At 31.8% G+C, this 19,986-nt stretch carries 17 protein-coding genes and 1 pseudogene; 14 read left to right on the forward strand and 4 right to left on the reverse strand.

Annotation, left to right across the window (positions count from 1 at the left end; translation table 11 throughout):
- Positions 1 to 346: 346 nt before the first annotated feature.
- Positions 347 to 865, reverse strand: a complete 519-nt coding sequence (locus tag BN1075_RS01950; protein WP_040191364.1) for a hypothetical protein — start codon at positions 863 to 865, stop codon at positions 347 to 349.
- 366 nt (positions 866 to 1,231) lie between these two features.
- Between BN1075_RS01950 and BN1075_RS20525 the strand changes: the two genes are divergently transcribed.
- From BN1075_RS20525 to BN1075_RS01980, 6 genes and pseudogenes are all read left to right on the forward strand, one after another.
- The gene (locus BN1075_RS20525; protein ID WP_052406338.1) at positions 1,232 to 1,675 is read left to right on the forward strand and encodes a LysM peptidoglycan-binding domain-containing protein; all 444 of its coding nucleotides are present in this window, start codon (positions 1,232 to 1,234) and stop codon (positions 1,673 to 1,675) included.
- A gap of 139 nt (positions 1,676 to 1,814) precedes the next feature.
- Positions 1,815 to 2,426 (forward strand): hypothetical protein, encoded by a 612-nt coding sequence (locus BN1075_RS01960; protein ID WP_040191365.1) that lies wholly within the window; start codon positions 1,815 to 1,817, stop codon positions 2,424 to 2,426.
- A 5-nt stretch (positions 2,427 to 2,431) separates the two neighbouring features.
- Positions 2,432 to 2,917, forward strand: coding sequence for a hypothetical protein (locus tag BN1075_RS01965; RefSeq protein WP_040191366.1), 486 nt, complete (start codon positions 2,432 to 2,434; stop codon positions 2,915 to 2,917).
- Positions 2,901 to 3,296: a hypothetical protein gene (locus tag BN1075_RS01970; protein ID WP_040191368.1), complete on the forward strand. Its 396-nt coding sequence runs from the start codon at positions 2,901 to 2,903 to the stop codon at positions 3,294 to 3,296. The genes BN1075_RS01965 and BN1075_RS01970 overlap by 17 nt, the downstream gene beginning before the upstream one ends.
- A 10-nt stretch (positions 3,297 to 3,306) precedes the next feature.
- Positions 3,307 to 3,564: a hypothetical protein gene (locus tag BN1075_RS01975; RefSeq protein ID WP_148315442.1), complete on the forward strand. Its 258-nt coding sequence runs from the start codon at positions 3,307 to 3,309 to the stop codon at positions 3,562 to 3,564.
- An 833-nt stretch (positions 3,565 to 4,397) separates the two neighbouring features.
- A pseudogene (locus tag BN1075_RS01980) lies at positions 4,398 to 5,477 on the forward strand (oleate hydratase); the annotation flags it as partial.
- Positions 5,478 to 5,804: 327 nt separating this feature from the next.
- Here BN1075_RS01980 and BN1075_RS01985 read toward each other — a convergent pair.
- Both BN1075_RS01985 and BN1075_RS01990 read right to left on the reverse strand, forming a co-directional pair.
- Positions 5,805 to 7,397, reverse strand: coding sequence for an ABC transporter permease/substrate-binding protein (locus BN1075_RS01985; RefSeq protein WP_040191370.1), 1,593 nt, complete (start codon positions 7,395 to 7,397; stop codon positions 5,805 to 5,807).
- A complete protein-coding gene (locus BN1075_RS01990) occupies positions 7,398 to 8,525 on the reverse strand; it encodes an ABC transporter ATP-binding protein (protein ID WP_040191371.1) in 1,128 nt (375 codons plus the stop codon).
- A gap of 739 nt (positions 8,526 to 9,264) precedes the next feature.
- On the opposite strand from BN1075_RS01990, the gene BN1075_RS01995 reads away from it, so the two are divergent.
- Positions 9,265 to 9,654 carry a hypothetical protein gene (locus BN1075_RS01995; protein ID WP_052406339.1) on the forward strand — a complete coding sequence of 130 codons (390 nt, stop codon included), beginning with the start codon at positions 9,265 to 9,267 and terminating at the stop codon, positions 9,652 to 9,654.
- A gap of 78 nt (positions 9,655 to 9,732) precedes the next feature.
- Here BN1075_RS01995 and BN1075_RS02000 read toward each other — a convergent pair whose 3' ends face one another.
- Positions 9,733 to 10,362: a GntR family transcriptional regulator gene (locus tag BN1075_RS02000; RefSeq protein ID WP_040191372.1), complete on the reverse strand. Its 630-nt coding sequence runs from the start codon at positions 10,360 to 10,362 to the stop codon at positions 9,733 to 9,735.
- A 417-nt stretch (positions 10,363 to 10,779) separates the two neighbouring features.
- On the opposite strand from BN1075_RS02000, the gene BN1075_RS02005 reads away from it, so the two are divergent.
- The 7 genes from BN1075_RS02005 to BN1075_RS02035 all read left to right on the forward strand — a co-directional run bounded on the left by BN1075_RS02005 (position 10,780) and on the right by BN1075_RS02035 (position 19,833).
- The gene (locus BN1075_RS02005; protein ID WP_040191373.1) at positions 10,780 to 11,475 is read left to right on the forward strand and encodes a polyphosphate polymerase domain-containing protein; all 696 of its coding nucleotides are present in this window, start codon (positions 10,780 to 10,782) and stop codon (positions 11,473 to 11,475) included.
- 23 nt (positions 11,476 to 11,498) lie between these two features.
- A complete protein-coding gene (locus tag BN1075_RS02010) occupies positions 11,499 to 12,206 on the forward strand; it encodes a DUF4956 domain-containing protein (protein WP_040191374.1) in 708 nt (235 codons plus the stop codon).
- A 7-nt stretch (positions 12,207 to 12,213) separates the two neighbouring features.
- Positions 12,214 to 13,716, forward strand: coding sequence for a CotH kinase family protein (locus tag BN1075_RS02015; RefSeq protein WP_042386827.1), 1,503 nt, complete (start codon positions 12,214 to 12,216; stop codon positions 13,714 to 13,716).
- Positions 13,716 to 15,854, forward strand: coding sequence for a hypothetical protein (locus BN1075_RS02020; protein ID WP_040191375.1), 2,139 nt, complete (start codon positions 13,716 to 13,718; stop codon positions 15,852 to 15,854). Before BN1075_RS02015 ends, BN1075_RS02020 begins: the two co-directional genes overlap by 1 nt.
- A gap of 44 nt (positions 15,855 to 15,898) precedes the next feature.
- Positions 15,899 to 17,074, forward strand: coding sequence for a hypothetical protein (locus BN1075_RS02025; RefSeq protein WP_040191376.1), 1,176 nt, complete (start codon positions 15,899 to 15,901; stop codon positions 17,072 to 17,074).
- An 18-nt stretch (positions 17,075 to 17,092) separates the two neighbouring features.
- Positions 17,093 to 18,505: a glycosyltransferase family 2 protein gene (locus BN1075_RS02030; protein ID WP_052406340.1), complete on the forward strand. Its 1,413-nt coding sequence runs from the start codon at positions 17,093 to 17,095 to the stop codon at positions 18,503 to 18,505.
- 464 nt (positions 18,506 to 18,969) lie between these two features.
- Positions 18,970 to 19,833, forward strand: coding sequence for a hypothetical protein (locus BN1075_RS02035; protein WP_040191377.1), 864 nt, complete (start codon positions 18,970 to 18,972; stop codon positions 19,831 to 19,833).
- Positions 19,834 to 19,986 lie beyond the last annotated feature (153 nt).

Below are 19,986 nucleotides of genomic sequence, written 5' to 3' on the forward strand. Positions count from 1 at the left end.
GAGATTTGATTTACCAGGTTACAAAATTAGATATCGTGCAATGTGCAATGGTTGTTGGTTAGATTGGGTTGAGAATGGAAATTCATATATGGAAGGTCACAATGGGTATGCAGGATTAGGAGATGGAACACCTATAACTGCAATAGAATGTGAAATTGTGGCTAGATAATTAAAAGGCTAGTGGGTTAATTCCCAACAGGTTTACTTTTGAGTTGCAAAAAAGATTTTCACATGGAAAATCACAAATAGTTTCACAGTAAAATTCACACAAAGAAAACCAGAAATATTTAAATCAATATTTCTGGTTTTTGCTTTAGTTATATTAAATATATGGATAACCCTTGATTTATTTATTTAATTCTTCTATGAATACAGATAAATCTCCATGTAAATTACTAATTAGATTACTATTATTAAGTTTCCAATTTCCCTCTTCTTCACTAAGGTTGAAGTAATATGAGAATTCTTTTTCAATATTAGTATTCTTTTCAGTCAAAATAAAAGTTACATCATAACTATGGACATCTTCATCAGATGATTTTTTAGTATTAATCTTTAAGTCCTTTATTTCCATATCTATCTTCGAACCAAACCTGTCATTTTCTCCACTTTGAGTAGATTCACCAATACGATATACTGGACCATACCATCTATTATTGCAAAATGATGTATAAGCATCCTCAGTAAAGTATTCTTTGTAAAGTTCACTATCAGGACGTGAATCTGTAAAGAATGTTTCGATAAAGTTTGTAATTAAGGTTATTTCTTCAGAATTCTTTTTGCTACCACAACCTGAGAATATAAATGGTACAGCTAATGTAATTACTACAATGCTCATAATAAAGTTAGATAGTTTTCTTTTCATACTTTAGATTCCCCCTTAAATTTTATTAATTTTATTTATAATTCAATATAAAATATTGAATTATACTTAATTATACATCAAATATAATTTAACTTCCACTATTTACAATTTTATCTAAAATAAAGAATATCCTTGTAGGTATATACTTTATTTGCTATTCCTATTTTCATAGCTGGTGTTTTCCTATCCTCCTTAGGTCCGCTACCTTGAAGAGTACAGAAGTTATATACAGTTCTAAATATAGTTATTATCTGTTGAGCGTACTTTGGGTTATAATTTGCTGATACATGTACCTATGACGGTAAATATGAAATTTGGCAGTATACTAGTTCAGGAAAAGTAGCTGGAGTAAGTGGAAATTGTGATATGAATATATCATATACAGATTTTCCACCTATTATGGCTAAGTTAGGCAAGAATGGGTATTCAGCAAATGATAATAAACCAGTTGAGCCATCTAAACCAACTCCACCACCTGCAGCATATAACACATACACAGTTCAACTAGGGGACACATTAAGTGGTATTGCTAGTAAATATGGAACTACTTATCAGAGACTGGCTGAGATTAATGGAATTACTAACCCTAACATCATTCATGTAGGACAAGTTCTTAAAGTATACGGAACTACTGCATCTATATCAGTAGGTTCAAGAGTTAAAATTGTTGGGTCTAACTATGCAACAGGACAAACTGTACCATCGTGGGTTAAAAATAATGTTTACACAGTACAACAGATAAGTGGTAGCAAAGCTCTTATTAAAGAGATTGTAAGTTGGGTATATATAAAAGATTTAATTTTAGTTTAATTTTAAGGCTAGTGGGGTAATTCCTGCTAGCTTTTTTATTTTTTTGAAGGAGTTTTATTGTTTTTGTCGAACATTTACTGTAAATAATACCTTAACTTAATATATATTATATTTTAGAGGTTATTTTAGGAGGAAAATAATGAATACTCAACAAATAAAAGAAACTATAGTTGAAAATCTTAAGATATACTTGCAAGAACTTAAAGATAATAAAACTATTTATAAAGTTAATTTATTGCCCAATATTGTTCAACTATATATTAACACTTATGAAAAATCAACTGTTTTTTCAAGTCTACAACAACATTTAATGGAAGTTTATTTAAGTGATCCAAGCATAATTCTAGATTATATTCAATTACCAATATGGATTAATGATGGTGAATTAGGTCCGGATTTTAAAACAGCAATGAAGCATATTAATACTACTAAAAATACATATGGGGGTATATTGAAGGAATATAAGGAGTCTTGGAAAAATCCATTTTTAATAACAACAGTAGAAGCAAATGTTGAAAATAACGAATCTGTACATAATTTAACAATAAGTAGAGCTGATGGTGTTCATGTTAAAGGTCAGTTTAAACCACAATCGATTCTACCTATAATACAAATGTTGATGTCTGCAACGCAAGTTTCTATTGAAAAAGGTATATATAACTTGGATCTTGAAACAATACAAAATTATATTAAATCAAGTTCAGAATTTAATGAGTTTCTATTAAATCTTATCAGTTCTGGAAGGGATTAATATAAATGATTAATTTAATTGATGGATGTATTGTTGAAAATATAGACATGTCATTAAATATTATTTTAAAAGCGATTGATGAAATAAGTTATAGAGGGAGCTCTAATTTAGATTGGATTAACTATTTAACAGGGGCAGCTTTACCCATTATAGGATTTTATATAAATAATAAATTTAGAAAAAAAGATGAAATTAGAAATATAATAGTTATGTTATTACAAAATAATCAAAAATTAATAGCACTTATATATAAAGGTGCATATGATGAGAATAAAATAGATCATAAAGAGATGAGAAAAGAATTAAAAACCTATAATATAACTATGATAATGCCAAAAGAATTAAGGGATGAGTTTAATAAATTATATTCCATATATTATTTAGAAGGTATAGAATTTGAAAAACGTATGAATGAAGTACATGGTGTATTATGTAATTTGAAAAAGTTGCTTGATAAGTATGGGGAGGATATTAGTGGGGAGTATAAGTAATGCGCATAAAAGTGTTATTAATAATGGTGAAGAAGCATATAGTAGCAGTACAACAACTATAAATACAAGCTCATACAGTTCATATTTTTGTGAAAAGTTTAATTCAACAAATAATGAGTTAATGAAATTGTCATCGTGTATACCTGATGTATATGAAGAAATGATATATCGTTTTAACGACTTAAGAACACTAGGGATTATTGACACAGAAGATGAACTTGATTTTAAGGCTAAAATGATTATAAGCAATATGGATCAAGCTAGGATAATTGCCGAGAAAAGAGTTAAGTCATTTGAAGAGATTCACGACTTTAACTATATCTGCAAAAACTTTATGGATACATATAATAAACTAAAAGGTGGTGATGATTGTGCTTAATAAAATTTATATGCCAATAAGACGTTATAGTATTGATTTCAATGTTATAAAACAAGAAATTAAAAAAGAGTATAATGCTGTTGAAGATTTTGGGAGCATAATCATGCTAACTTTAAATAATAAAAAATGTGCAATAAGTGTAAATAGTATGGGCAAGGTCGAAACATTTTTACAGGATGAAAATGATATAAGTGTAGTTAGACCTGACATAGAGTTTATTCAAAATGTATTTAAAAAAGAGATACATGAATTCCAATTGATTAAATAATTTAAAAGACTAGGAAAACCCTAGCCTTATTTTTATGCAAAAATATAAGCCTAGGAAGGGTTGCCCAGGCTCATAAATATATAATTTGAAGAATATTTTATAGAAGAGATAACAAATGGAAGTTTTTAATGTAATATGTAGTAGGACTTTAAATTCCATAAATACTCTTCAAATATAAACATTAAGATGTCATGTATTTTAAATTATTTTAAACCAAAACTCAACACTTTTCGGTGAAAAAACAATAAGTTTTTAAATATTATTAATATAATATTAGTTCAAAATAAAAGTTTGATTTTTGATAAATAAAAAGAGCCAGGCACAAAGCCAAAGCTCTTTTAAGGAGTTAAAACATAGGATTTTAAGATATGATTAATACCTAAAGTATCTTACAAACTTAAAGTATAAACATTTTAACTTAATTTATTCATTTTCAATATAAAAAGACAGTACCATAGATACTGCCTTAAGTGGATTAAAGCTAACTTTAATCCACACTAATATGAAAGAGATTATTAAACAGATGTCTTACAGATATATAATATACTATTTTATAAATAATATTCTCAATAATAAAAAAGCTAGTAGAAATAATAAGTTCTTACTAGCTTTTTATGATGGATTTTATAGTAATGGGTTTTTGGATATTGTTTATATTTAAAGTATAGACAGTTTTGGGTTAGTTATACATATGGAGGCGTCAAAAATTCGTCAAAAATATAAATCAATTTATTTCAAAAATATTCATTTGAAAAATAGTTACGAACTATCTGAAACATAGAAATATCAAGGACACTAGTATAATTGTTCAAAAATTTTCTCGTTAAAATAAGTTTGCCTTCCAAAAGTGGTCTTCCTTATTTGAATTTAAGCGTTACATGGAGCGTATGATTCTTGAGTTTTCAAGGATTGAAACTCTTGAGGGAGTAACACGTACGCCATATAATCAATATGATTCAGTTATCCTTCCACTTAAGAAATACTTGAAGGATAATGGAGTTGATTTTGATATAAATGCTAGAGTAACAGATATAGATTTCAAAGATGGCTTAGGAATTACTGCTACAGCAATTCATCTTGAAGGTCCAGACGGAAGAGAGAGAATTATTGAACTTAAGGAGGGGGACGCCTGCTTTATGACTAATGGCTGCATGACAGATAATGCAACCCTTGGTGATTTTAATACTGCACCAAAGTATAAACCAGAGAATCCTATGTCAGGAGACCTTTGGAGAAGAGTTGCAGCGAAAAAGCCTGGCCTTGGAAACCCAGAGCCTTTCTTTGGGAATCCGCAGCAGACAAACTGGGAAAGCTTCACTGTAACCTGCCGAGGTAATATGCTACTTAAAATGATTGAGCAGTTTTCAGGCAATGTTCCAGGAAGTGGAGCTCTAATGACTTTTAAGGATTCCAGCTGGCTAATGAGCATCGTTGTTGCTGCACAGCCACACTTTAGAAATCAACCAATGGATGAAACAATTTTCTGGGGTTATGGTTTGTACACTGATAATATTGGAGATTATGTTAAGAAACCAATGAGGGAGTGTACTGGTGAAGAAATTTTAATTGAACTTTTACATCATCTTCACTTTGAACATAGCCAGGAGGAAATCTTGGATACAATAGTAAATGTGATTCCTTGTATGATGCCTTATATAGATTCTCAGTTTCAGCCACGAAAAAAAGCTGATAGGCCACAGGTGGTGCCAGAGGGCTCAACTAACTTTGCAATGATAAGTCAGTTCGTTGAGATTCCAGAGGATATGGTATTTACAGAAGAATATTCTGTACGTGCTGCAAGGATTGCGGTTTATAAACTTCTTGGAGTGAAAAATAAAAAAGTTTCTCCTGTTACTCAATATAAAAAAGATCCAGGGGTGCTTTTGAAAGCTTTAAAAACCTCCTTTAGATAGTTGCTAATTAGTAAAAATGTTCTTTGGGAGTTGAAGATAAAGCCTATCTTCACTTGAAAATAAGATTTTGAAAATTATATCAAAAAATATCATAAATAAAAGAAAAAAGACCACAGGGGCGTGGTCTTTTTCCTTTGAGTATTAATCAACTTTTATTCGTATATCACCTTTTGGGCAAAGGTATTTAAGCATTGGGGTTTGTGGGGAGCCTAAATACCTTATTTAAGATATATTTTATTGAATAAAAGGGGATATAAATATTATACGTTATTGGTAAATAAAAGTTTAGTATTTTAAGAAAATTTAAGAAATAGTTATAAAGAAAATTTAAATAAGCCCTATTGACATTAAGAAATCTTTTGCTACATCTTCAGGTTTCTCCTGAAGCTCATCCACACGGTAGTTAAGCTCCATCATTATTTCATTTGTAAGATGTGTGCCAAGGTCTTCTACTAAAGGTTTGATTTCAGGATACTTTTCAAGAGTTTCAGAGCGGATTATTGGGATTGCGTAGTATGGAGGGAAGAAGTTTTTATCATCCTCAAGAACTACTAAATTAAGTTTTTTTAGTAAACCGTCTGTTGAAAAGGCATCTGTAACCTCAGTTTCCTTGTTAACTAAAGCTGTGTATTTAGGAGAACCATCAATTCCTATGGATTTTTTAAATTTAAATCCGTAGATCTTTTCTATGCCAGGAAGTCCATCGCCACGATTTAAAAACTCAAGGCTTGTTCCAGCAGTTAACTGGCTTCCAACTTTAGCTAAGTCACTGATAGTTTTAAGATTATATTTTTCGGCTGTTTCCTGGGTAACAGCTAATGCATAAGTATTATTAAAGCCCATTTGATTTAAAACCTCTATGTCAAATTGATCCTTAAAATCTTTTTTAACGGTTTCGTAAACCTGATTCATATCTGAAATTGGAGGATACTTTAAGGTATCTCCATAGGCTGTTCCACTATATTCAATATACATATCAATATCTCCAGAGTTTAAAGCTGTGAAGCATATTTGCGTTCCACCAAGGTCAAGGTTTCTTTTAACCTCAATATCGGTTTTAGTTTCAATTAATTCAGCCACCATGCTAGCGACGATGCTTTGTTCTGTGTAATCCTTTGAACCAATGGAAATTGATTTATCAGCTGTTTTCATATTTCCAAAGGCTGTGGTAGTCATAAGACAAACTACAGCAAGGGTTGAAGCACCAACCACAAGCTTTTGTCTTTTCCTGGATTTAAGAAGAGATTCCTTAGAAAGATTATTTACTTTCTGTAGGCTTATTGGGGTAACTAGCTTTTCAATGTTTGCAACTACATAGTCAACGGTTAAAGCTAAAAGACATGCTGGAATGGCTCCTGCTAGAATCTGATATGGGTTCATGGTTCTGATACCAGAGAAAACTAAAAAGCCTAGCCCGCCAGCACCAATGAAGGCAGCAATGGTCATAAGTCCAACGGCAGTTACTGAGGAAATTCTCACACCAGCCATGATAACCGGTAAAGCAAGGGGTATCTGTACCTTGGTTAAAATCTGGAACTTGGTAAGACCAATTCCCTTAGCTGCTTCAATGGTCTGTGGATTTATATTACTGATCCCAGTATAGGTATTTTTTATGATTGGCAGTAAACTGTACAGGATAACTGCAGCTACTGCAGGAACTGTCCCAATTCCTAAGAGTGGAATGGCAAAACCAAGGAGTGCCATGCTTGGGATAGCTTGTATAACATTGGCTGTGTTAAGGATAGGCTTGTGAAGCTTTTTAACATAGCACACAAGAATTCCAAGGGGTACACCAATTAAAATTGCACAGCCCACGGATAAAAAGGTAAGCTGTAAATGCTCTAATAAAAGAGTTAAAATCTGATTCCAATTGGTCATTATATATTCAGCAAATTTCATTAAAGATTCAATAAAATTCATTTAGGACACCTCACTTTCAAGATACTGTTGGCTTAAGGTTGTAATAAGACTACTCTTGGTGATAAGTCCAAGAAGAATACCCTTGTTATTTAGTACAGGAATGTCTGAAACATTGTGGGAATCAACCGTCTTAAGAACCTGAATAATGTTGTCATCATTACTAACAGAAGGGAATCTGGTTCGCATAACAGTATTGACAGGCTTAGATTTATCAGCAACACCTTGAATTTCTTTAGCGGTGATAATACCTTCTAGGAAACGGGTTTTTGTATCTATAACCATAAGGCTGTCAACCTTGGAATGTCTCATGGTTTCAATGCACTTAAAGAGCTCCATGTTTCTGTGACAGGTAACAGGATTTTCAATCATAATATCCTCAGATTTAATGAATTCAGGAGATGTCCAGATTCTATTTTTACCAACGAACTCTGCAACAAAGCTATTGATTGGATATTTTAAAATGTTCTCTGGAGTGTCATATTGAACGATGTTACCTCCATCCATGATGCAGATCATATCAGCGATTTTTATGGCTTCACTCATATCATGGGTAACAAAGACAATGGTCTTTTTAAGCTTGCTTTGAAGATTTAACAGCTCGTCCTGAAGACCGGTACGGGTGATGGGGTCAAGAGCTGAAAAAGGCTCATCCATTAAAATAATCTTTGGATCTGTGGCAAAGGCGCGGGCAACCCCGACTCGCTGCTGCTGACCACCGCTTAGCTCTGTAGGATATCTATCAAGGTAATCCTCAGGATTCAGGCCAACCATGTCCATTAGTTCTAAGGTGCGGGCCTTAATTTTTTCAGAGTCCTGCTTTTGAACCTTTGGAATAAGCTCAATGTTTTCTTTTATAGTCATATGTGGGAAAAGTCCAGTCTGCTGGATAACATATCCCATATTTCTACGAAGCTCAATAACGTCTTTTGTGGCAATATCTTCACCGTCAATATAGATGTGACCTGTGGTTGGCTTAATAAGTCTGTTAATCATCTTTAAGGTGGTGGTTTTACCGCAACCGCTGGCACCGATAAAAGCAACCAGCTTTCCTTCCTCAATTTCAAAGGAAAGGTTTTTTATAACTGAAGTATCTTTAAATTTTTTTGTAATGTTTTCGAACTTTATCATAATATTACCTCCTGTTTAATTTTGAATGTCGCATATTTTAATTTAGAATGTCGAATGTTTCAAATTAAAATATCGAATATTTTAGTTTAGAATGATAGATGTTTCTCATCACTGCGTTTGGAGAAACTTCATATTGGTTTAGAGTAGTAAATTTATTGGAGCTTATGCTATTTTTGTATTGCTCAAAATAGCTAGGCTTTAATTTAGAATGCCGAGTGGTTTAATTTAGAATGCCGAGTGGTTTAATTTAGAATGCCGAATGGTTTAATTTAGAATGCTGAATGTTTTAATTTAGGATGTTGAATGTAGAATTTAGAATTAAAGATGTGTCTCCTAAATGTGTTCGAAGAAACTTTATTTCAAGTTTAGATTTAGCAAATTAAATAGATTCGAAAAATTAAATATGACTAAAAGTTAAACATAGCTGAAAATCAAACATAGCTGAAATTTAAGTAGATTTGATGATGGTCTATGATGTAATAAAATAGCTGCAATCTGAATTAAAAATTGGTGATGCTGCGTTATTTCGACAAAGTGACAACTTAAGTTTAAGAATAAGTTGTTACTATAGTATAACACTAAAGTCTAGATTTGGAAAGCTAAAAAATTCAGAAAAGTTAAGTTGAGAAGGAATACAACATATGGAAATGCTTATAAATCAATGTTTAAGGTGGGGTTTATTATTTTCATAATATATTTTATACTGTTTAAGAATGAACAGTAGATGGAGGTGCCAACAATGGATAAATTACGTAAGTATGTTCAAGCTCACAAGGGAGTAGCCTTGGCAATTATAATAGGTTATATAGTCTTTTTTGGAGCTTGTGTTTTTCCTTTTTCAAATGAATTATTTCCTTTTGAAGTACAGAAGGGATTTATGGTTATATTCGTATATGGAATGATAGGATATCTTTTTTCAACAGTTTTAAAAGATGGACAATCTATTAAAGTGTTAGGATTAACAGCATTATTCACAGTAATCGGAATGGGGTGTAGATATTTATTAGAGTATGGTGAAGTTTCAAACACCATGAATTTTACGCCTTTAAACATAGCTTTATTTATAGTTATAATTCCGTTATATACAGTGTTAGTATATTGGTTTATGGATAAGGTAATAAAAAAGTAAAGTAGAAAAATAAAGCAGAAAAACCTGTAGAAATTAAATCATTATTTCTATAGGTTTTTAATTTATAATTATTAATTTTTACGTTGGATACATAAAGTTCTTCACTCTTTCAGGGCAGTCTTCGTCACCTAGGAAATAGATAATATCATCTTCCTTGAAGGTTGCATAAGGTCCTGGAGAGATTAGAAGTTCACCTGCTCTTTTGATGCCGATGATGGTTGCTGAGGTGTGATGCCAGAAGTTTACCTCTGCAATGGATTTTGAAAGGTAAGGTGTACTTTGTGTGATTTCTATTTCAAAGGGTACAAAGGGATTTAGGGAGCGAAATCTATCAGTTTTATCAATTAGATCTGATAAACAGTTATAAAAGTATTCAAGCTCCTGTTTTTGCCTTTCTACACTATCAATTATGTTTTTTCTTAAGTTATTAACGCTTTGAATGTCTGTATACTGCTTTATGAATTTTAAGGCGTTTTCAACGGAAGTTATGATTACTCCACTGCCTGGATTTGAGGATACAATCTGCAAATCGGATAAAACGCAGATGGCACGCCTTGCTGTTTCAGAGGATACTCCGTATTGGCTTGCGAGGGAAGAACGGGCATAAATTTTGTCTCCTACCTGATACTTACCTTCTGCAATTTTAGAGGCAATGTCTGCAGCAATTTGCTGATATTTTGGTCCGTTTACTCTTAGCTTGTTCTCCATTTTATTACTCCTAAATTAAAAAATATTTAAGTTTGTATTAATTTATTATAATTTTTGCCGATAATAATAATATAATTAACAACTTTATTATATCACAAGTCTTTATTAGGTTTTACTCAAGAGGTAAAAGTTAATACTCAAAAGAATGTTGTGGAAAGCTAAATATAAGTTATTAATTATAGTTAAAAATAACCCTGAATATTATGTAAAAAAGATGCCAGCTCCTTCTTTGAAGCTGACATCTTTTTTAGGATGGAATCAGGTTTAAGAAGGGGAATATGTTAACTTATGGGAAGGGACAGAGATGTAAAATAAATGAAAGGAATTGTGATGAGAATTTGTATTGTATTAAAAAAAAGTGTAAAATAAAAATGAATTATGTCAGAAGTTATAAAGGGTTGAAATAAGGAGAGTTTTATGTATACGGTTTTGAGAAAAGAGGAAAAATATTTAGTTGATTTAACTGAAGCTGCACATTTTAGCAAGATGTTTAATCAAGTTTTAGAAAAAGATAACTTTTCTAAAAATGGAAGTTATACTGTGCGTTCCTTATACTTTGATACAGTAGATGATATAGATTTTTTTGATAAAATCAATGAACAGGAACTTAGAAGAAAAATTCGTTTGCGTATTTATAGTCCTAAGGATAAAACAGCTAAGCTTGAGTTAAAGCAAAAGCAGAATGTTTATCAAAAAAAGAGGTCAATGACTATTTCAAGGGAAGATGCAATGGAGCTGATTAATGGAAATGTATCGGTTTTATTGAAATATGGAAATGATTTTGCAGATGAAATGTATAGCATTATGTCTATGAATTGCTATAGACCTAAAACAATCGTTGAGTATCAGCGAAGCGCATTTATGGCAAAGGAGAACAATATAAGAATTACTTTCGATAGTAATATTCAGGCTACTGAAAGTAGTTTCGATTTGTTTGATGAAAATCTATTACTATACAATGTTTTAGATTTAAATAGCACCATAATTGAGGTTAAGTATGACAAGTTTATGCTTGGATATATTTCTGAAATTATTAGCTGTATCAATCGTAGAAGTGTGTCATCAAGCAAGTATTGTTTAGCTAGGTCAATTGGATATCCATTATATTTATAAGTTTATTATACAAGGAGGACTTTATGAACAAGTATTTATATGATGTAATTAATAGCTCTGGAAATTTAAGCGTAGAAGATATTGCTTTGCGCATAGGATTTTCAGTAGTGATGGGAATGATAATTTTTTTATCTTATAGGCTAACTCATAAAGGGACAATCTATAGTCATAAATTTAATATTACATTAGTAACTCTTACAATTTTAACTACAACGGTTATGACGGTTATAGGAAATAACGTTGCGCTATCCCTTGGTATGGTGGGTGCGTTATCAATCATACGTTTCCGTACCTCAATTAAAGATAGCAGAGACACGATTTATATATTTTGGACAATCATTGTAGGGATTTGCTCTGGAGTAGGAGATTATGCAGTGGCATCAATAGGAAGTGGGGCTGTATTCTTAGTATTACTGGCATTTGGATGTGTAATAAATAATAATCGTATTTTATTGATTGTAAAGGGTTCACGCTTCTTAGAACAAGATATTAGAAAGGCCATTTTTGAATATTTTCCTAAGGCACCAACTTTAAAGGTTCAAAACAGTACATATGAAAAGATTGAACTAATTTATGAAATAAATAAAAAGATACTAGATAATGCCCAAAAGAGAGAGAGTCAGGCTGCAATAGCTGCGGAACGTCCAAGTCGTACAATTCTTGAGATTTTATACGGCTTAGGTGATGTGGATTATGTAAATATCGTAGTTCAAAGTGACGAAATAACGTAGGTGACTTATGAAATATAAAGTCATATATATATCAGCAATTATTCTTATGATAATAACTGCTTTTGCCTTTGAAAGGGTTCCATTAAAAAGTAATCGCTATCATCAGCATAAGGAGGCAGAGGTAAAGCCAGTCTGTGATGTACATGGTGAAGAAGTGTTTTGTACTCATCTCCCACTGATGAACATTACAACAGAGGCTCCAATGCCGAATCCATATATAACAGATGAAAACGGAAATGTTTTAAAAGATAATTATGGAAGCAGTATTAAGAATGATGAAATGGTAGCTGCAAAGATAGAGTATTTTGATGCGAAGACAGAAAACAATCATTTGACAGACACTCCAGCAGTTTTGGAAAAAGCATTAATTCGTACAAGGGGTAGAAGTTCACGTGCTCATGATAAAAAAGGGTATTATATAAAGTTTAAGGAAGAAAACTTGATTGATAATAAGGATATTTCTCTTTCAGGTATGACGAAGGATAGTGATTGGGTTTTACATGGACCATATCTAGATAAAACCTTAATTCGTAACTATCTGAGCTACAACCTGGCAGGGGAAATTATGGAGTATAGCCCTAATGTTCGTTTTTGTGAAGTATTTTTAAATGGTGAATACCAGGGGGTATATGTATTAACTGAAAAAATTGGATATAACGATGAAGGTAGAATAAATCTTACAGAAACTGATCCGGATATGACTAGTACATCCTATATTCTTGCTTTAAATACAGGTAGTAAAGATGAACTTCACAAGTTAGAAACCTTCACCTATTATACGGGGAGGCATGGACGTATAAGTAAATTAAATGAACAGCTTGAAATAATATATCCTTCAACAACCTTAACAGAAGTTCAAAGGTCATATATTGAGGATGATATTTCAAAGTTTGAAAAGGCTCTGTATTCCTTTGATTCAGCTGATAAAAAATTAGGATATCCGAGCTTTATTGATGTAAAATCCTTTGTGGATTATTTTATCATCAATGAATTTACAATGAATTCTGATGCAGCTAGATTATCCACATATTTTTACAAGGATATTAGAGGCAAAATGAAAGTTGCCGTGTGGGATTTTAACTCTGCTTTTGATAATTATACTCCATCAATGTCAGAGCCTCATACATTGATGATGGCTAACAAATTTTGGTATGAATACTTGTTAAAAGATAAAAAATTTGTAGATACTGTAGTTAAAAGGTATAGGCAGCTAAGGAAAACCTTCTTAAGTGATGAATATTTACTAAATTATGTTGATGAAACCATTGCATACTTAGGACCTGCCATTGACAGGAATTATGAAATATGGGGATATACTTTTTTAGAGGAGAATGATATATTAGAACCTTCTGAGCGTAATCCTCGAAATTATGAAGAAGCAGTAAAACAATTAAAAGATATGATTGTAGAGCGTGGGGCATATTTAGATGAAAATATTGAGACATTGTATGCTTTGGCTCATAATTCAATAAATAAAAAATTTAAACATGGTACAGGGGAGTTTGAATAATGAAGAAATATTTAATATTAGTTTTTACCTGTATTATTTGCTATGTGCTGTATGACTACACAATATATTACAATGGTAATTTATATATTTCTCATGAAGGAGAAGTAGAAAGTTTCTCAAAGGCGGAAGGGGAAAATCTGTGGATAGATAAAGGTAATGGATATGAAATTTTCGACCTCCGTGGGGTAAATTTAGGACTTGGAAAACCAGGTAAATTTGCAACGGAATATGGTATATCTAAAGAGGAATATCTACGTTGGTTTCAGCAGATACAGGCAATGGGAGCCAATGTAATTCGTAACTATACCTTAGCCCATGAAGAATTCTATGAAGCTTTTTATGAGTACAATGTGAATAATGATAACCCTCTGTATCTCATTCATGGAGTATGGGTTGATGATTATATGTTAAATTCTCATAGAAGTGCTTTTGATGATGAATTTTATAAGGGTTTTTTAAATAGCTGTAAAGAGGTAGTAGATGTTATTCATGGACGATTTAAAAATTCAGGTTTACACCATATAGGGTCTCAAAAATATAATAAAGATATTTCACCTTGGGTATATGGTTATATAATTGGTGTTGAGTGGGAGAGTGACATAGTTGCATTTACAAATGAAACAGGACCGAAGCTTCCACAATATAAAGGTGAGTATATGTACACTGAAAATGCTAGAAATTTTGAGATTTTTTTATCTATGATTGGGGATGAAATGATAGGCTATGAAACAAAGAAGTATGGTACACAGCGTACGTTAGCCTTTGCAAACTGGCCAACAACTGATCCCTTTGAATATCCAGAAAAGATTTTGATAGAGGCAGACAAATATGCACAAATTGATGTTGAAAATATAAAGTCAACGGATAAATTTTTAAGTGGTGAATATGCGTCTTATCATATTTATCCTTACTATCCTGATTTTATGAGATATGTTGATCCAACTATAGAAAATACATATCTAGATTATTTGACAAAGATCAATGAGCATCATGATATACCAGTGGTAATTTCCGAATTTGGAGTTCCATCCAGCCGTGGTATGGCAGCTCATGAAATTAATGGAGGTCTTGATAGAAATCAAGGTAGGATTAGCGAGCAGGAGCAAGGTGAGGCAATTATATCCATGTATGAAGACATTAAAGCTTCTGGTTCTGCTGGAGGAATTGTATTCATATGGCAGGATGAATGGTTTAAAAGAACTTGGAATACCATGGAGGGCGTGGATTTAGAGAAGAGCGCATTTTGGAGTAACTATCAAACAAACGAGCAGTACTTTGGACTTCTATCCTTTGATCCAGGTAAAGAAAAGAGCATTTGTTATGTTGATGGTGATAAATCGGACTGGAAAAAGGAGGATGTGGTATTGAAGAGGGATGACTATAAGTTGTCTATGAAGTATGATGAAAAGTTCATTTATTTCTTAGTTGAAAAGGATGGCTTTAATATAAGCACCGATAAGCTTTATATTCCAATTGATACTACACCTAAAACAGGAACAACAACAATAAGCTCACCCTATGAATTGAAGACGGATAAAGGAACAGACTTTGTAATTGCAATTAATGGGGAAGAAGACAGTAAAGTTTTAGTACAAGATCGATATGATTTTATAGAAATCATGTATGGAGATTCAAAAGGAACTACAGCTTATGAGAATCCACCTAAGAAGGATTCTTCTACCTTTTCATCAATACGACTTCCGCTATATGAATTAAGTTATTTTAATGATGGTATACCAATTACTTTTAATGAATTTGATTTAGCTAACGAAAAACACACATTAAGGTTTAAAACTTATGAAACAGGAAAATTAACCTATGGTAATGCAAATCCAAGTTCAGAGGACTTTAACTCTTTAGCTGATTTCTGCGGTGGTGAAGGATTTGTGGAAATAAAGCTGCCATGGCAGCTTTTAAATTTTTCTGACCCTTCTGATATGAAGATACATGATGACTATTATGAGCGTTATGGGGTTGAATATATTAAAATCCATGAGATGAATGTTAGTGTTGGAGATGGTACAAACCTAATAGAAATGAAACCTTTTAAGCTTAAAAAGCTAGGTAGAAATCCAGAGTATCATGAAAGATTAAAAGAATCTTATTATATGCTGAAGGAATATTGGACAAGAAACTGAGTTTTCAGTAGATTAATAAGTCTTAAGGAGAAGGGGGAGTTATTATGAATGCTATTATTGAAGTTTATATCTTTGTATGTGTGATGTTATTGCTTTTTGATATTGTATTTTTAATAGTTAAGAATACCAAAAATAAAAGGTATCATCCTCAAGCTAATAAGTTTAAAGAACTTGTACAAAAGGAATTTGAAAACTATGACAAATCAAAGGGCTTAAGTAATACTTTTAAGGCACAGTTACCTAAAAAGATAAAGAAAACACGATATTTAGTTATACTACAAAACGAATTAGAAGAGGTAAAAGAAGGCAAGGAACAGCTGTCTTTGGAGCTGCGTCCATATATCTTTAATGAGCTTGAAAACTACAAAGAAAAATCAGATTATGAACAGGCTTATTACACCTATGTTGTTTCAAAATTTGATTATAGCAAACATAAAGCAGATAATTCCTTCTGCTCAAAGTTTATAACTTTTTTAGATAGTAAATCACTTTATACATTTACAAACACCATGAATGCAATTTATAGCTTTGGAGATCACAATCTTATGTGTTTAGCAATTGAAAAGATTAGTGAGAGAAATGGGTTTTATCATAAAAAGTTATTTGTTGATGGGGTATTGACATTTAATGGTGATTTTAAGCAGTTAAATAAGTTGATTGAGGAGAAGTTTTATAAGTACTCTCCAATGGTTCAAGAAAGCTTACTGGATTATTTTAGATTGAAAAATGCTAATGCTTCAGAGCTATGTATAGATATTTTGAGAAATAAGAATGTGGGTTCACAAGTTTTATATTCTGCTATGAGATATTTTGCAAAATATCCAGATGCAAAATCAAAGCAAGAGTTTTTGGAGATTTTACAAAATGACAATGCGCTGTGGGTTGAACAAATGCTTGCCATACAGGGATTAAAACACTATAATGATGCTTCACTAAAAACTTTAATTGGAAGAAAAATTACTAGTCCAAACTGGTATGTGAGATTAAATGCAGTTGCTTATCTCCATGAGCACAATATGAGTAAAGAGGATATTTTTGGAATTTTATCAATAAAGGATAAGTATGCAAATGAAGCTTTGCTATACCAATATAAAGATGATGAAGAAATATCAAAATATATCACGGATGTAGTACAAAGATTTAAGGATGAGGAACTTGAAAGCAAGGATAACAAGCAAATCAAAAATAAAGAGTATGAAGGTGATTTTGTATCAGTTTAGTGCATAAGGGGGAAAACTATGTTTAGCTTTTTACAAGAAATTTTTACTCTTGAAACGGTAAAGACAATTTTAACCTATGTTGAAATATTTTTTGTTATCTATCTTTTAGGATATTCAACATTTTTGTTTGTATCGGTTGTTTCAGGAGGAAATGAGTTATTTGAAAGTATAAAAAAGAAGAAATTGAGAAATGAAATTAATCATGACTATTATGTACCAATAAGTGTCATTGTTCCCGCATATAATGAGGAGTTAACCATTGCAGAAACAGTTAAATCACTTTTAAATCTAGATTATAAGATATATGAAATTATTGTTGTTAATGATGGTTCAAAGGACGAAACTTTAGATAGGGTTATAAAAACTTTTAATCTTCATGAAGTTAAAAGGCCAATAAGAAGACAGCTTCAGTGTGAAGAGATAACTGCAATTTACGAAAGTGAGGCAGGAAGTAAAGTGCCAATTACACTTATAAATAAGGTTAATGGAGGAAAGGCAGACTCCATTAATATGGGGATTAATGCATCTAAGTATCCTTACTTTGTTTGTATGGATGCAGATTCTATTCTTCAGTCAGATTCTCTTACAAAAATAGCTATACCTGTGCTTGAAAACCAAAATATTATTGCTGTAGGAAGTATGATTAGAATTTCCAATGACAGTGTTTTTGAAAATGGGAAATTAGTTCAATCACGTCTGCCTAAGAAGCTGATTCCTGCACTACAGGTGTTAGAATATGAACGTTCATTTTTGGCTTCACGTATTTTATTAGATAAATTTAATGCAAATCTGATTATTTCAGGAGCCTTTGGTTTATTTAAAAAAGATGCCGTTATTTCAGTAGGTGGATATAAGGTAAGCTCCATGGGAGAGGATATGGAGCTCATTGTAAAGCTTCATTCTTACTATCGTTCAAATAAATTACCATATCAAATTAAGTATGCTTACGATGCAGTATGCTGGACACAAGCACCAGAAAGGCTTCGTGATTTAATAAAGCAAAGAAAGAGATGGCATATTGGACTTTTACAAAGCCTTACCCAGCATAAAAGCTTATTTACCTCAGGAAGCTATTGGTACTATTTGATTTATGAGCTGTTATCTCCATTTATAGAGTTAATTGGTATGGCAGTAATGCTTCTTGCTACTGCCTTCGGCATATTAAATATAAAGTTTATGATATTATTCTTGTTAGTATATGCTTTATTTGGTTCGATGCTTACGGTAATTTCCTTCCTAACAAGGAACTTCTTAAGTGATTCTAAAGTAAGGTTTATAGATGTTATTAAAGCATTTTTATTATGTATTCCTGAAAATATTGTATTACGTTCTATAATGTCATGGACAAGAATATTTGCTATTTTATTTTATAGAGGAAAGAAAACTAAGTGGGGATCTATTAAACGTGTAAAAATTAATTATAATGCATAAAGAAGCGAGCTGTTTGCTTAAAAATTTAAGGTTAAGATGGCTTTTATTCAGGAGTTGCTAAGCTTAAGAAGGCAGAAATACAAATTTGTATTTCTGCATTTTTATTAATTATTTTGGAATAAGTTAACTGTAAATTACTAAAAAATATGGTATACTTAAAAATTGAAGAATTAGTTAAAGCAGAATTACAAGAGGTAATATTTTGTAAAGATATTATTTGTAGAAGAAAATTATTATAGCTGCAATTAATTACTTTATTTGTAAAATGATTTGAGATATAATAGTAATAATAATTTGATAATTCTGCATTTGAAAAGGAAGGACATTAGTTAGGGAAGCTATGCTGGTGTTAAATTGGTGTTTGTTTTTAAAGCATCATTTTGAGCATTATTTTGTTAGGGTGGCGCTGGTTTTTAAGGCATCATTTTAAGCATTGCTTTTATACTCACTTAGGGGGAAAGAAGATGAAAAAAAGATTATTAATTGGATTCCTAAGCTTCATGATGATGTTTGGAATCACCACTCAGGCTTTTGCACAGGGGGGAACTTTTGAAATTAAAGAAGCGGAAATGACTCTGGATATTCCTGAGGAATTTGTAGTCTTTGAGCGTATTGTTGATGAATTTGATCCTAACTTGGAGTTGATAAACTCAACAAAAGCGCAGTTAGAGGAAGTTTTTGAGAAGGGGAATATCTATCTTAATGCAGTAATGGTACCACCAGATAATGAAATCGTGGTTACATTGACAGAGAATGCTGGAAGTCAGGATATATTTAACTTTAAGTATTTTTCAGAGAAAGAGATGGATACCTTAGGAAGTAAGCTTGTAAATGATGCACAAGAAAATAGCAATGGTGTTGACTACACAGGGTATGAGACTTACAAAACTAATCAGGGATCGTTTATAGTTCTTGATTTAATTCAAAATAGCTCTGCAGGGCAGGTTTATGGAAAGCAGTACTATACAATTGTTAATGGACAGGCCATCTACATAACTCTTCACAGCTATAGTGGTGAAATTTCTGAAGATACTTCAGAGATGTTTAAGGGAATCATTGATAGTGTTAAGTTTGAGGAAATTTTAGAGAAACCATCTGAAGGATTAATGGAAAAAATCACAGGAATGATAACAATAAAAACTATTGCAATAGCAGGAGGAGCAGTTGTAGTTATTGCAATAATCTTAATCATTGTTGGTTTAAGAAAGAGTCATGATGATGAGGATGAAGAAGCTTTCGATAAGTACGATGAAGAAGATGATGAGTACGAGTGTGAAGATGCTGAAGGAAATCATCAGGAAGATGAAGAAAAGGACTTAAAGCTTTAGGCTGGAAAATCATTAAAGGTAAATAAGATTAAATTTTTATCTGGTTTAGTTCTATATTTAAAGCGTGCTAATACTAATATAGGGTAATGTTAATTTAATTGAGATAATAATCTAGGGAAGAACCCCTGGATTGTTTAAGCATGGGAATTTTAC

It is taken from the genome of Clostridium culturomicium (assembly GCF_000821305.1).
GTDB classification, from domain to species: domain Bacteria; phylum Bacillota; class Clostridia; order Clostridiales; family Clostridiaceae; genus Clostridium_J; species Clostridium_J culturomicium.

Coding starts and splice junctions, on each gene's coding strand:
- BN1075_RS01950 (WP_040191364.1), bottom strand. CDS start 865: ATGAAAAGAAAACTATCTAACTTTATTATGAGCATTGTAGTAATTACA.
- BN1075_RS20525 (WP_052406338.1), top strand. CDS start 1,232: ATGAATATATCATATACAGATTTTCCACCTATTATGGCTAAGTTAGGC.
- BN1075_RS01960 (WP_040191365.1), top strand. CDS start 1,815: ATGAATACTCAACAAATAAAAGAAACTATAGTTGAAAATCTTAAGATA.
- BN1075_RS01965 (WP_040191366.1), top strand. CDS start 2,432: ATGATTAATTTAATTGATGGATGTATTGTTGAAAATATAGACATGTCA.
- BN1075_RS01975 (WP_148315442.1), top strand. CDS start 3,307: ATGCCAATAAGACGTTATAGTATTGATTTCAATGTTATAAAACAAGAA.
- BN1075_RS01985 (WP_040191370.1), bottom strand. CDS start 7,397: ATGAATTTTATTGAATCTTTAATGAAATTTGCTGAATATATAATGACC.
- BN1075_RS01990 (WP_040191371.1), bottom strand. CDS start 8,525: ATGATAAAGTTCGAAAACATTACAAAAAAATTTAAAGATACTTCAGTT.
- BN1075_RS01995 (WP_052406339.1), top strand. CDS start 9,265: ATGGATAAATTACGTAAGTATGTTCAAGCTCACAAGGGAGTAGCCTTG.
- BN1075_RS02000 (WP_040191372.1), bottom strand. CDS start 10,362: ATGGAGAACAAGCTAAGAGTAAACGGACCAAAATATCAGCAAATTGCT.
- BN1075_RS02005 (WP_040191373.1), top strand. CDS start 10,780: ATGTATACGGTTTTGAGAAAAGAGGAAAAATATTTAGTTGATTTAACT.
- BN1075_RS02010 (WP_040191374.1), top strand. CDS start 11,499: ATGAACAAGTATTTATATGATGTAATTAATAGCTCTGGAAATTTAAGC.
- BN1075_RS02015 (WP_042386827.1), top strand. CDS start 12,214: ATGAAATATAAAGTCATATATATATCAGCAATTATTCTTATGATAATA.
- BN1075_RS02020 (WP_040191375.1), top strand. CDS start 13,716: ATGAAGAAATATTTAATATTAGTTTTTACCTGTATTATTTGCTATGTG.
- BN1075_RS02025 (WP_040191376.1), top strand. CDS start 15,899: ATGAATGCTATTATTGAAGTTTATATCTTTGTATGTGTGATGTTATTG.
- BN1075_RS02030 (WP_052406340.1), top strand. CDS start 17,093: ATGTTTAGCTTTTTACAAGAAATTTTTACTCTTGAAACGGTAAAGACA.
- BN1075_RS02035 (WP_040191377.1), top strand. CDS start 18,970: ATGAAAAAAAGATTATTAATTGGATTCCTAAGCTTCATGATGATGTTT.